The organism is Lewinella sp. IMCC34183 (assembly GCF_003390915.1).
In the GTDB taxonomy this organism is placed as follows: Bacteria; Bacteroidota; Bacteroidia; order Chitinophagales; family Saprospiraceae; genus Neolewinella.
The window spans coordinates 75536-88714 of sequence record NZ_QMEM01000009.1; the positions used below are offsets into that span (position 1 = coordinate 75536).

Sequence of the window (13179 nt, forward strand, 5' to 3'; positions counted from 1 at the left end):
GCGCGGGTGGTTTACCCCCGACGGAGGCTGCTGCACAGGATACCCGCGGCCACGGCGGCGTTGAGGCTCTCGGCGTCGCGACCGGGTGCGCGGGGGATGGTCAGCCACCGGCCGACGTGGGGGCGGGTTTCGGGCCGGATGCCGGGCCCCTCGGCTCCGATCACCAGGATACCTGCCGGGGGCGGGTCGAGGGCGTAGATACTCTGTCCCTCCAGATCGGCCCCGAAGACCGGCAGGTCGGGGGCGGCGGCGACCACGTCGGCCAAGGTACCGACCCGGTACTCCACGCGGAGGAAGGAACCCATACTGGCCTGAATGCTTTTGGCATTGTAGAGGTCGGCGGTCCCCGGTCCGCCCGTGATGCGGGAAAACCCGAACCAGTCGGCGATCCGCAGCAGCGCGCCGAGGTTACTGGGTGACTGTACGCCGTCCAGGTAAAGCGACCAGCCAGTGTCCTGCACCGGGGGCGCCACTTCGGGTAGATCGACGACGGCCAAGACCTGGTTGGGGGTGGTGAGCTGACTGATGCGGCCCAGTTCCCGGGGCGTGACCCGGGTAAGCGGAACATCGAAATCCGGTCCCACGTTATGTTCCCAGCTTTCCAGGGCGTACAGGTGATCGACGCGGTAGCGGGACTGCCGCAGCAGCTCTCCGACGATCCGGGTGCCCTCGGCCGTGAATTTGTGGTAATTTTGCCTGACCTTTTTCTGACGTAGGCTGCTTATGAACTTAATGGTACCGGAGCTGATGGGCATGCTGGGAGGGGGTCTGCGCCGCGTAGGTCCGGTCCTGGCGGTGGCCGTCTTGCTGACGTCCTGCAATGTTACGAAATACCTCTCTGAGGACCAGGAGCTCCTCACCGCCCAGCGGGTGGAGCTGGGCAAGGGGAATAAGCTGGACAACCGGACCGAAGTCGCCTACGAGTTATCCTTACTCACGCAGCAAACCCCGAACGGGAACTTCCTCTTCCTCTTTCCCCGTGAGCACTTCTTCCTGGCCAATAGCAAGCCCCGCGATACCACGCGTATCGATCGCTTCCTGCGCAATACTATCGGCCAGCCGCCCACCATTTACAGCGACAGCCTGTCGCGGCGCTCGAGCGCGCTGATGGAAGACTTCCTGCGGTACCGCGGTTACTTCAACGCCACGGCCTACCACGAGCCCGACCGCCGGCGGGAGAAGAAGGTGAAACTGATCTACCACGTGGATCCGGGAATCCGCTACTACATCGATAGCGTGGCGTACAGCAGTCCGGAGGCCGAGATCGACAGCCTGCTGCAGGTACTGGTGACCGACAGCCCCCTGCAGCCGGGTGCGCCCCTCGACCTCAACGCCTTCGACGAGGAAAAGGCCCGCATCAGCCGCTACCTGCGTAATGCCGGATACGCTTACTTCTCCAACAACTACTTTGACAAGCTGGAGATCGATACGACGCATCGCCCCGGCTTCGCCAACATTTACCTCTCCATCCTGCCCCCCCAGCAGGAAGACGCCTACCGGAAGTACCGGATCGGCTCCGTTACGGTGTTGACGGACTACTCGCCCGCCCGCGAAGCCGCCGGCGAGGAATACCTGGCGGATACGACGGTCTCCGGCATCCGCTTCCTCTCGCCCACCGCCGATTTCCGGATGCGCCCGGAGCTGCTGGCGGAAAATATCTTTCTCGACACCGACAGCCTCTACAGCCGCGAAGCCTACGAAAAGACAAATCTCTCGCTTGGCGGACTGGGCATATACCGCTTCGTCCGGATCAATCAGTTGGTGGATCCCAACGATTCGACCGTACTGAATTACGAGATACAGCTGTCGCCGGATAAGCGGATGTCCATCGGGGTCGACCTCGATCTTAACTATACCAACCGCAGTCAGCTGCTCGACAACGACAATACCACCGCTTCCGCCTACAGCAACAACCTGATCGGCGTAAGCGTGAGCCCCAATTTCCGCAACCGCAACGTCTTCGGCGGGGCCGAGCTGCTGTCGGTGGCCCTGCGGGCGGGCGTGGAGGTGAATCCCGGGGCCGACGCGTCCAGCCGCTTCTTCAACACGATCGACCTGGCGGCGGAGGCCACCCTCAACCTGCCGCGCTTCCGCGATTTCGGATTTTACGCGCTGGCCAACCGTACCGGCCTGCTGTCCGATAACTTCTACCGGCAGCTGCGGGAGCGGGCAAGTACCCGGTACAGCCTGGCCTATGAGTACCTGCTGATCCGGACCTTCTACGCCTACACTACGGCCAATGCCCGCCTCGGCTACGACTTCCGGCAGTCGTCCACGACCACCTACCGGATCAACCACGCGGCGCTGGACATCCTCAATTTCGGCATCGAGCCCCAGTTCGAGCGCATCCTGGAAAACAACCAGCGACTGCGGCGCAGCATCAGCGACCAGTACTTCTTCAGTGCCCTGTTCCGCAACCTGGAATACACCCGGGTGGGGCGCCCCGACCGCCTAGGGCGGTCGGTGACCCTCAACGGCCAGTTCGAGCTCACCGGTGGGGAGGTCTGGCTGGCGCGGCAGGCCGTCAGCGGCCTCGACCCCGGCAACGATTTCGCGCAGTACGCCCTGGCGGTAGCCGATACGCGGTACTACAAGCAATTCAGCCCCCTGCGCAGCTTTGCCACCCGCCTGCTGATGGGCGTGGCCCGGCCCATGGAAGTCAACCAGGAAGTGCCCTACGTCAAGCAATTCTTCGCCGGCGGAGCCAATTCCATGCGTGCCTGGGCCCCGCGGGGACTCGGCCCGGGCGGCTATGTCGACAGCCTGAGCATCGACCTGACCAGCGGCACCTTCAACAACAACCTGCGCCTGTACCAGACCGGTGACCTGCAACTGGAGCTCAACCTGGAGTACCGGTTCAACCTGTTTTCCTTCGTGCGTGGAGCCCTCTTCACCGACATCGGTAACGTGTGGACCATCGAGGATGACCCCGACCGGCCCGGTTCCCAGTTCCTGTTCAAGGGGGAACTGCGTCAGCGGGAGGGGGCCGACCCCTTCTACCACCAGCCCTTCTACCGGCAGCTGGCCGTTGCGGGCGGCACCGGCATCCGGATCGACCTGAGCTACTTCATTTTCCGACTGGACGCGGCCATCCCCCTCCGGTACAATTATCCGCAGCAGGGCAACGGCGACCCCATTTCCCCCCGGGAGCCCATCAGCTACCCCGAAAGCGCCTACTGGCGAAACTTTCAGTCTTTCGGCTTCAGCGAGATTACGTTCCAGCTGGGACTGGGCTACCCCTTCTGATCAGTTTTCCACCACTACCGTTACCGTGGTCAGGCGACCGCTTTCGGCAATCCGCAGCGCGTAGGCCCCCCCCGGCAGCCCGTCCAGGGGCAGCGTAAGCCGGCGGGTACCGCCGGTGACCGCCCGCTCCCAGCCGGTCACGCGCCGGCCATCCGCGGCGAACAGGTCGATCCGCAGCGCTTCCGGTCCGTCGGTGGAGAGCGCTACGTTCAGCTGCGTCGAGGCCGGGTTCGGAAATACGCGTACGCTGTGGTTCGCCGGTAGCGCCGCCGCTACCGCTACGGTTCCTCCGGCCGAGGCGTTGATCACTACGCCGGGGCCGGCCACGCTGCTGCTGTCGCGGCTGCCGCTGGTGGACGCGAGACGAACCAGCCCGTCGTAGGCCGTCAGCACAGGAAGGAGCTCGATATTGTCCACGTACCAACCTTCCCCTTCCCCCTCCGCGTCGGAGACGAAGCGGAAGCGGAGGTAGACCGACTGCCCCCGGTAAGTGCTCAGGTCAACGATCGCCTCCCGGTAGCCGTCGCTGTTTCCCCAGAAGGTCGCGCGGCCCCGCAGGGTCGGCTTGCCCCGTGAATCGATCGGGCCCCGGTAGCCGAACCGCAGGAAGCGATCGGCCACCCCTTCCCAGGTTTCTCCGTCGGTACTCACCTCGAGCAGTCCCGCGTCGAAGCCGGGTTCCGTTTCGTACCGGGTAAAGAACCGCAGGGCGGGCGCGGGGCCGGTCAGCTCGATCGGCTCACGCGTTTGCAGTACCTGGTCCTGGTCGGTCGCTACCTTAGGGACAAACCAGGCAGCAGAACCCGAAAACGCATTTGAGTCGACACGTTCCCAGGTCCGGTTTCCCTCCAGGGCACGTACGTCCCATTGCGTGGGGTCATCGGCCTCGGCGCCCGAAAAGAACAGGTTCTCCGGATACCGGGCCGGATCGGTACGGGCGGAGTACCGCACCGTAGCCGATTCGCCCGCTTCGAGGTTCGGCAGGTCGAATACGATGCGGTCCGCCGTGATGGATACCTCCGCACCGCCCCGCACGGTAGCGGGCAGCAGATCGAGGCCCAGGGGCAGCTCATCGGTAACGACGAGCCCGGTAGCCGTGGAATCGGTATCGTTGCGCAGGCGAATGGTGAAGGTGACGGTATCACCGGCGTCGGTATACAGGTTATCCACCTCCTTGCTCACCTTGACCGTGGGGATGCAGGTGGGCGACAGGTCGAACGCCTCCCGGTTATCGTTGCTGAGGTCCTGTTCTCCCTGCGTAGCGGATGCTCCCAGGCCCCGCCGGCGGAAGACGTCCCAGAGCAGGCACTGATTGGCGCCGTCGTTGGTCAGTTGGTCGGCGATCAGGAGCGCGTCGCGGGCGTCGAGGAAACCGGGATCACACGGGGTATACTTCATGCCCTCGATGACCAGGCGTACCGCGGCGTTATTGCCGCCCGTACCGTGGATAAGGTCTTTATCGAAACCGTAGACGTCTACCAGCCGCCAGTATACGTCCCAGAGCGTAGCCGCCCAGATTTCCCCCACGCCGTGCGGTATGGCGGCGGTGATGATCCGGTCGTAGGTCAGGTTGTTGATGGTGCTGTCGGTAGAGTAAAATTGGGAGCGGAACCCGCCCTCTCCGTCACCCGCCGAGGTGGAGTAAAGGCCTACGCCCCGCGCCTCCCGGCCGGTAGGCTGCTCACCCGCCGTCAAAGGCGTGGAGGCAAGCAGGAAAAAATCGGACCATCCCTCGCCCATTTGCTCGTCGTTGAGCAGGCAAGTGTTGGCACCGGGCCCGCCGACCAGCCGGATGCTGACGCCGTGCGCGTACTCGTGGGCTACCACGCCGTTGTCGAAGGCCCCGTCCAGGGGCGGGTCTCCCCGGTCGGCGAGGGTCACCGTGACGGTGCCGCCGTTGCCGACCCGGCTACGCAGGGGGGAGCAGTCGCTCTCGCGGAGCATGACCACCGGTATGGTGACGGGAAAGTCACCATCGTCACTACCCGCCATGGTGATCAGGTCATTTTCGGGGTTGCAGATGATCACCCCGACGGCACCGGCCTGTTCGGCATAGTAGGCCTTTTCCTGAAAGGTACAACTGCCCCGGTCCAGCAGGACGATCTTCCCGGCCAGGGAAGCCGGGTCGGTGAGGGGCCCGCAGCCCAGGGTTGGATTTGCGCTGCCGTCGCGGCCGAGAGCCAGTTCGGCGGTCACACCGGTCGCATCCAGGATAGCTCCGAAGGTCGCCCCGCTGCTGGGCAGGCGACCGGCCAGGTCGTCGGGGCCGGTGATCTCGACCAGGTAACTCGTGGTGCTCCAGAGCGAGAGCTGCATCCGCCCGGATCCGCCGTCGGCGGGTGCGAAGAAGGTCGCGTTGTTGGGGGTGGCGGCATTCTGGGCCTCGGCGAGAACCGGATCGCCCCCCTTTCCTCCTTCGCCGTAGGTATTGTGCTGAAAATTGCCCGCCGCTGGGGTGAATCCATGGTGGTAGGTCCAGTCGTGGAGGGCGTTGGTGCTGTAGAACAGCTGTACGATCGAGGCCGGGACGATGCTGTCCGGCGAAGCCTCCGGCGTGAAGGGAAAGTCGAAGTCCAGTTCGGGGCCCCCATCGGGCCGGAAACCCGGATCGGGCTGGTTGGGTATCGTATCCGCGTCGCGGTAGGCGTAGGCATTGTTGCCCCGCGTATAGGTGAATTCCGGGCCCGGCTCTCCGTTGGTGTCGTGCCAGCCGTAAGGGGAAGCTTCCGGGTCGGCCGGGTCAACGACCAGCGTGCGGGGCCCATCGCGCGGGGATTCCAGGCCGAAGGGATACACGAAGTAGGCCGCGCCGTCCGTAAAGACGGGTGCCGTGGCCGCGGCGGAGGTTTCGAAGATCGTTGCACCCGCGCCGGCCGCCCCGTCTACCGTAGCCGGGTGGCACTGCAGGCTGAGGGTCTCGCGGAGAAGCTCGGCGGAAGTCCCGGCGTCGATCAAACTCAGGTAATGCAGTCCGTCGGTAGCATCTTCGAAGGTGAGCTGCCAGGCGAGGCGCAGGGGGCCGGTCTCGGAGGTGGGATAGTACGTCAGGTCGGATGCTTCCAGCCGTCCGCGGCCACCGGCCAAAGCGACCCGAAAGGCCTGCTGATCCGTAATGGCCGGCGCCGTGGCTACGGAGCGCCCCAGCAAGTCGGCTTGCAGCCGGGAGGTGTGGTACACTACCCGTTCCCCGCGGAGGTGGACGGCCGCCTGGGCGTTGAATACGGGCGTGCCGTACAGCAACTGGGCCACGTATACGTGGTCGGTTCCATCGGGGGAGGCGTAGTGGTCGGTCTCGCGGAGCTGCCGCACGTCGGCCGCTTCAACGCCGAAGGCGTCCGGGTGGTCGCGGATAAAGTCCAGGGCGGGCAACCTTCCCTCCTGGGCGGGAAGGGCGGTCAGGAAAAAGAGCAGGGCAAGGGTGAGCGAGAGACGGGGCATGACCGTAAGATACCGACCCCGGAGGCACTGCGGAACGGTCCCGGCCCACTGCGTCGGGTGCCGGACGCGTGTACACCCTACCGCTCCACGAATACCACCTGTTCGTCTTCCAGCAGCGGTTTACGCTGATACCGGAGGAAAAGCTGGGCGGTGGCGAGCACGTCCTTTTCGCAGTACACGGCGATGCGCTCCACGTCGTCCTCTTCCCAGAACACCCGCCCCACGTCGCTGCCGTCGATATCGTCCTTCGGGCTGGGAAAGCCGAGGATCCCCGCGAGGAGCTTCAGGGAAACGTAAGACTTGCGGTCCCCGAATTTCCACAGTTCCATGGTGTCCACGAGGTGCTTGGTTTCCCAGGGCTTTTTGCCGGAGATGTCAAGCAGGACCGGCATCGGCAACTGGTGGACGACGATGCGGCGGCACATATACGGCACGTCGAATTCCTTGATGTTGTGGCCGCAGATATAGAATTTGTTAACGTCCCCGTAGTATTGGTCTATCATCTCGCTGAATTCCTCCAGCAACTGTTTTTCGTCGCGGCCGGCGAAGGACTTCAGGCGCAATTTCAGCTGCCGGGAATTATCTCGGTACACGGCACCTACGCTGATGCAGACGATCTTGCCGAACTCCGCGAAGATGCCGGCCTTGTCGTCGTACGCGGCCTCCAGTTCGTCTTCGGTCAGGGTCTCGCCGTAACGCTTGAGGGCGGAGGGGGCCTTATACGACCAGAGCTGCTGCAGGTTTTCGTCGAGACTGGTGTAGTTCGGGGAGCCGCTCACCGTCTCGATGTCGAGAAACAGGACTTTCGTAATATCGATCTGATCTACCATAATGCTACCGTAAGAACCCCAAAGGTATAGCTTTTTTGATACAAATTGTTGTTTTGTACGCGAAATGTTTACTCGTTGATGTCGGTTGCCCGCTCCAGGGAACGCAGCAGGTTGGCGACGCTGCTGGTGAATACGAAGTCGATACGCCGGTTAGCGAAGCGCCCTTCTTCGGTAGCATTACTGCGGGTGGGACCATACTCGCCCTGGCTGGCGGCTACCAGGCGGTTGGGGCTCACGTAATAGGCGGTGGCGAGGTCATCGGCCAGTTTGGTGGCCCGCATGGCTCCGTACTGCCAGTTGTTGGTGCCGCGCACGGGATTGGGCTGGTTGTCGGTGTGCCCGACGATGCGGAGTTTGAGAAGGGGATTGTCTTGCAGGGCCTTCGTGACGGCGTTGAGTACGGCCTCGTTTCCGTTGGCGAGGTAGGCCATCGAGCGGGGGCGGAACAGTACGCTCTCCTGCACGCTCAGTACGAGTTCGCCCGGCACCTCGTAGATCTCGTAGAGGTTGCTGTCGACCTTGGTTTCCAGCGAGTCACTCAGCTGGTTACCGGCACTGGTGAGGCCCCCCGCGTAATCGCCGACAATGCGCTCCTGGGTCCGGACCAGGGAATCGCGCAGCCGCTCGCTGCGGCTCAGTTCGGCACGCAGCTCGGTCACCCGCTCGCCCATTTCGGAGCTGGTGGAGTTGAGGTCCTGCTCCAGGGCCTCGATGCGGTCGTCCTGCTCGATGAGCCGATCCTGCAGGCGGTTCTGGGTTTCGAGGAGCATATCGTTGCCGCCGCGGCTCCGTTCGAGGGCCAGGGTAAGCCGGTAGATGGAGTCGGCACGCACGTTGGCGAGGCTGTCCAGGGAGTCGATTTGCGGCTGGTAGCGCTCGGCGGCTTTCTTGGGGGAGATACAGGCCGTTACGGCCAGGGCCAGCAGGCCGATCATTAGTAGACGCATGGGGTAAAATTAGCCTAATACTAACGGATCGAAACGCAGGCTGTTGCCGTGCTCGCGCAGCCATTCGTCGTAGTCGCGGTAGTCGGGCAGGGCCCGGGCTACTTCGGCCCAGAAGCGGGGGGAGTGATCGGCTACCACCAGGTGCGCCAGTTCGTGAATGATCACGGCGTCGAGTACCGGTGGCGGCGCGAGCAAGAGGCGGGTCGCCAGGTTGATGTTCCCGCGGTGGGAGCAGGACCCCCACCGGCTGTAGGTATCACTCAGTTTTACCGCATTGATCGGGCGCCCGAAGTGGGCGGCGTTGAGGGCGTGAACACGTTCGGTCACCTCGGACAGGCAGCGGCCGGCAAAGTGGCGGGCCAGCAACTTGGGAATGACCCGCTGGGGGTGGCGGCGGGCGTCGCGGGTGCTGAGGTGTACCGCAAGCCCGTCGTCTCCGTCGGTTACCAGCCGGTGCGTGGCCCCGTTGTGGTGGCCCATCGTGATCCGGTATTCCCGCTCGCCAAAGGGAAAGGTGTACACGCTGGCGGGCGGCGGCGGCGCGAAATGGGCGAAGGCCTCTGGTTTCTCCTCCGCGGTGCGGCGGGCCCAGGCCAGCATTTCGGTGAGGCGGGTCTCCCGCTCGCGGCTGCTCAGGCCGGCGGGCAGGCGGATGTAGAGGGCCCGCTGCCGCACCGAGGCGATGGTCGACCGGCGGCCCCGCTCGGTGATGATGCGCAGCGGCACGGGGATTCCGTTCAGCTCGAGGGTGGTACGTTGCTCGCCGGTCTTGCGGGTGCGGGGCATGGCGCTAAGGTAGTGCGCACCCGCCGGCTACTCTACCGTGAAGCCTAGGCCGGCCAGATCACGGTAGAAGTCCGGATAGCTCTTCTCGACCACCTCCGGGTTCTCGATCGCCACCGGATGCAGGAGGGCCAGCGGCGCGAGGGCCATCGCCATGCGGTGGTCATGGTAGGTAGCGAAGGTCGGCGTACCGCCCGCGAAGTCGGCCTGCCCCTCCTGGGCGAAGTAGCGGATACCGGTCTTGCCGGTCATGTGGGGCGGAATCTTGTAGAGGCTCACGCCTACCTTTCCAAGTTCGGTTTTCATGGCCTTCACCCGGTCGGTTTCCTTGATGAACAGCGTTTGCAGTCCGGAGTATAGTCCCTGCACCCCCAGTCCCGCACAGGTGCCCATCAGGGTCTGGGCCACGTCAGGGCACTCCACGAAATCGTGCTCGAAGAGAGCCGGCGGCTGGATACCCGCGGGTTTGGTCAGGTGTACTCCCGTGTCGGTGAAGGTCGTGGACACCCCGAATTCCTCGTACAGCCGGTGCACCACGCTATCGCCCTGAAGGCTGTCCGCGAACAGGCCATCGATGCGCAGGTCCGAGGAATCGGCCAGGGCAGCCAGGCTGTAGTAGTAGCTGGCGGCCGACCAGTCTGCCTCGACCGTGAAGTCGCGCCCCTGGTATACCTGGGGGTTGATGACGATCGTCTGCCCCTCCCAGTGGTGCTTGATGCCGAAGTGGCCCATCAGCGCCAGGGTCATCTTGATGTAGGGCAGGCTTACCACCTCGCCCTCCAGGGTGAGTTTCAGCCCGGTGGGCAGGGTCGGGGCCAGCATGAGCAGGCTCGAGATATACTGGCTGCTGGTATCGGCGGCGATCGACACCCGGTCGCTTTTGTCCAGGGCGCTGTAGCCGATCCGCAACGGCGGGTAGCCCTCCTTTTCGGCGTATTCGATGTCGGCGCCCAGCGTGCGCAGTGCGTCCACCAGGATGCCGATCGGGCGCTCCTTCATCCGCTGGCTGCCGGTGAGTAACTGGGTCCCCTGCCGGCGGCACAGGTAGCCGGTAAGGAAGCGGTAGGTCGTGCCGGCCGGCCCGCAGTCGAGTGTTTCGTCCTCGCTCGCCAGCAGTCGCTGCATCCGTACGGTATCGTCGGCCGCCGCCAGTCCGTTGATGGTAAAGCCGCCCGGCGTCAGCGCCTGAATGAGCAGGGCACGGTTGGCGATGGATTTGGAACCGGTAAGGCGGAGGTGGCCTTCGAGGGGGCCGCCGGGGTAGCTGAGCGTCATAACCGCAAAGGTAAACCGGGTAGGAATTAACGAGCGGTGATCGCCCCTACCCTACAGCTTCACCACGCGGATGGCTCCGCCGGGGTGCAGTAGGTAGTAGTTGCCGGGCGTCAGCGCGGACACGTCGAGCCGGAAGGCCGTCTCCGAGATCCGGACCGGAGCGAGCCGCCCCGCCTGCCGCCCGTAGGTATCGACCAGCTTAAAGGGCCCCGCCGCACCCGTGATTAGGATATGGTCGGAAGCCGGGTTGGGGGCGGCCGAAACCGCCGATGCCGCTGCCCCCGCCCGCACCGTCCGTACGGCCGAGTAAGTGGCCGTACCATCGTAATCAACCTGCCGCAGGCGGTAGTAGGTCGGGCCGGTAAGCGGAACATAGTCGACGGCGGAATACTGCCGGGCCAGGGAGGTGTTGCCGGCGCCCGGCAGCGAGAGCATGGACCGCCAGGTAGCCGCATCGTCGGACCGCTCCACCGAAAAGTAAGCGTTATCCACCTCGCTTGTGGTTTCCCACGACAGTTCCACGCCGTCAAAGCGCCGATTGGCTTCGAAGTAGGTGAGCTCGACCGGCAACGCCGGGGAGGCGGCCGGAGTAAAACGGGCAAATACGAGGTTGTCCAGGATCACGCGGTTGTTGCCCGTGGCGTCCAGGGATGTGCCGATGAGAAAGGGGGTGTTGGCCTCCCAGACAAGGCCTCTTCCCGGGGTTTTGACGGGATTGGTCCACATTTCCACGCCGTCAACCGTCAACGTCGCGCTGCCGCTGAGGGGATTGTAAGTGAACCGCGTGGTCTGCAGGACGTGGGTACTTCCGTTATAGGGATAGCTGCCGGATACCACTTCGGTGTAGCCGCCGTTGCCGTTCTCCACCCGGTACTTCACGTACGCACGGTCCGCTTGCCCGAAAACGAAGCCGTTACCCCGGCTCAGAATGGTCCCCACCGCCTCGTCGCGCTGGTAATCGTAGGATACATCAACGCCAACAACGTCAAAATCCCGGTGGTACGGATAACTTAGGTTTAGGTCGGCGACTTCGTTGGCGGGGCCTTTTCCCGGATTTAGGCCGTTGGTCCCCTTCGCGCCGCCGGGGCTGACCTTTGCGTAGGGACTGGCAGTCGTGGCGGCTTTGCCGGCCGGACTAATGTCGGGTTGGGTGACCGAGTTATCCCAGGAGAAGTAGAGGAGGGTATCCTGTGCCGGGAGATTGCCGGACAGTACCGATATACCTACCACAGCTAGGACCTTGAGGATAGTGCGAGTCCGTGGACGTCCGGTTTGGCGGGTAAGCGTCGAAGAATAAGATGAATTGGTCCGCGCAAACGGGGACCGGAGACGGCAGACGCCGTCTGGTGAAATCGATTTGTTCATTGCAGTGTCTTAATCCAAAAAAAACATATCGACCGCGTCTTGCTGGCACCAAATACTAGCCATAGTAGGTACACCAGGAAGCGGCGCTTCAATAGAAGCGGCATGCGGTCGCGCAACCCCGATACACATCGGTGTTGTGGTGATATAACTTTCTAATCAAGAAGGCCAGTATGGCTTCTCTCCTTTTTAACACTAAGCTTGTAGGAGGACCCGGATTTACTCCCGGTAGCGTTGCAATTCCTCCAGGCTGATGCGCCCTTCGTAGATCGCCTTACCCACGATGACGCCGTAGCAGTCCAGCTTTTCGAGGGCATCCAGATCGTCGGTCGTGGTTACGCCGCCGCTGGCGATCAGCTTTACCTCGGGCTGTTCCCGGCGGATGCGGGCGTAGAGTTCGCGGGCGGTCCCCTGCAGCAGTCCGTCCTTGCTCACGTCGGTACAGATAGTGTAGCGCACGCCCTGTTTTACGTAGTCCGCCAAAAACTCGAACAGCTCCCGGTCGCTGGCTTCCTCCCAGCCGCTCACCGCGATCTTGTCCCCCCGCACGTCGGTACCGAGGATGATCCGCTCGGGCCCGTACTTCTCCAGCCATCCCAGGAAGACCTCCGGCCGCTTCACCGCGATGGTGCCGCCCGTGACCTGGTGGGCGCCGGCCTCAAACGCCACGCGCAGGTCCTCGTCGCTCTTCATGCCGCCGCCCCAGTCGATCCTGAGATTGGTACCGCCGGCAATCCGTTCCAGCACCCGGTGATTGACGATGCCGCCGCCGCGGGCGCCGTCCAGGTCCACCACGTGGAGTCGCTCGATTCCCGCCGCTTCGAACTCGCGGGCCACGGCCAGGGGGTCTTCATTGTATACGGTCTTCTGCGCGTAGTCGCCCTGGGTCAGCCGGACGCACTTGCCGTCGATCAGGTCTATGGCTGGGATGATGTGCATGGCGCTAAGGTAGTTCTGTAGTACGGTAGTTCTGTAGTCGCACGTACTAACCTTGAGGCTACAGAACTACCGTACTACAGAACTAATTCACCACCACCGTCCACTCCTTCACCCACCACTTGGTGATGAGCCCCTTGCGCACGTAGGGGTCGGCTTCGGCGAAGGCGCGGGCCACGTTGTCGGTTTCGCCTTCGAAGACGAGCAGGGCGCCGCCGGCGTCGGCGTAGGCACCGGCCATGATAAGCTCACCGCGTTCGCGGTATTCCTTGGCGAGGCGGAGGTGGCTGTCCCGGTAGGGTTGCCGTTTATCGACGTAGCCGTCGACGGTTTCGTAGAAGAGCAGGTAATGGGCCATGCTG

Annotated in this window: 10 protein-coding genes; 1 reads left to right on the top strand and 9 read right to left on the bottom strand. The window is 63.7% G+C overall.

The genetic code is table 11. The features are described from left to right. Nucleotides 1–11: 11 nt before the first annotated feature. Nucleotides 12–755: a TrmH family RNA methyltransferase gene (locus DQG19_RS17540; protein WP_116127600.1), complete on the bottom strand. Its 744-nt coding sequence runs from the start codon at nucleotides 753–755 to the stop codon at nucleotides 12–14. Between DQG19_RS17540 and DQG19_RS17545 the strand changes: the two genes are divergently transcribed. Beyond that, on the top strand, nucleotides 724–3246 hold the full coding sequence (locus DQG19_RS17545; protein WP_116127601.1) for a BamA/TamA family outer membrane protein: 2523 nt from the start codon (nucleotides 724–726) through the stop codon (nucleotides 3244–3246). The genes DQG19_RS17540 and DQG19_RS17545 overlap by 32 nt on opposite strands. Here the strand turns inward: DQG19_RS17545 and DQG19_RS17550 are convergent, their stop codons facing one another. From DQG19_RS17550 to DQG19_RS17585, 8 genes are all read right to left on the bottom strand, one after another. Further along, nucleotides 3247–6684 (bottom strand): M36 family metallopeptidase, encoded by a 3438-nt coding sequence (locus DQG19_RS17550; protein ID WP_116127602.1) that lies wholly within the window; start codon nucleotides 6682–6684, stop codon nucleotides 3247–3249. 77 nt (nucleotides 6685–6761) lie between these two features. After that, nucleotides 6762–7514 (bottom strand): ribonuclease H-like domain-containing protein, encoded by a 753-nt coding sequence (locus tag DQG19_RS17555; protein ID WP_116127603.1) that lies wholly within the window; start codon nucleotides 7512–7514, stop codon nucleotides 6762–6764. Between the two features lie 68 nt (nucleotides 7515–7582). Next, nucleotides 7583–8461, bottom strand: a complete 879-nt coding sequence (locus tag DQG19_RS17560; RefSeq protein ID WP_116127604.1) for a flagellar motor protein MotB — start codon at nucleotides 8459–8461, stop codon at nucleotides 7583–7585. Nucleotides 8462–8470: 9 nt separating this feature from the next. After that, nucleotides 8471–9247: a M48 family metallopeptidase gene (locus tag DQG19_RS17565; protein ID WP_116127605.1), complete on the bottom strand. Its 777-nt coding sequence runs from the start codon at nucleotides 9245–9247 to the stop codon at nucleotides 8471–8473. Between the two features lie 27 nt (nucleotides 9248–9274). Continuing rightward, nucleotides 9275–10519, bottom strand: coding sequence for a 3-phosphoshikimate 1-carboxyvinyltransferase (locus tag DQG19_RS17570; protein ID WP_116127606.1), 1245 nt, complete (start codon nucleotides 10517–10519; stop codon nucleotides 9275–9277). A gap of 51 nt (nucleotides 10520–10570) precedes the next feature. Beyond that, nucleotides 10571–11749 carry a hypothetical protein gene (locus tag DQG19_RS17575; protein ID WP_116127607.1) on the bottom strand — a complete coding sequence of 393 codons (1179 nt, stop codon included), beginning with the start codon at nucleotides 11747–11749 and terminating at the stop codon, nucleotides 10571–10573. Between the two features lie 351 nt (nucleotides 11750–12100). Then, on the bottom strand, nucleotides 12101–12820 hold the full coding sequence (hisA, locus tag DQG19_RS17580) for a 1-(5-phosphoribosyl)-5-[(5-phosphoribosylamino)methylideneamino]imidazole-4-carboxamide isomerase (protein ID WP_116127608.1): 720 nt from the start codon (nucleotides 12818–12820) through the stop codon (nucleotides 12101–12103). Nucleotides 12821–12902: 82 nt separating this feature from the next. Then, nucleotides 12903–13175 (bottom strand): YciI-like protein, encoded by a 273-nt coding sequence (locus tag DQG19_RS17585; protein WP_116127609.1) that lies wholly within the window; start codon nucleotides 13173–13175, stop codon nucleotides 12903–12905. Nucleotides 13176–13179 lie beyond the last annotated feature (4 nt).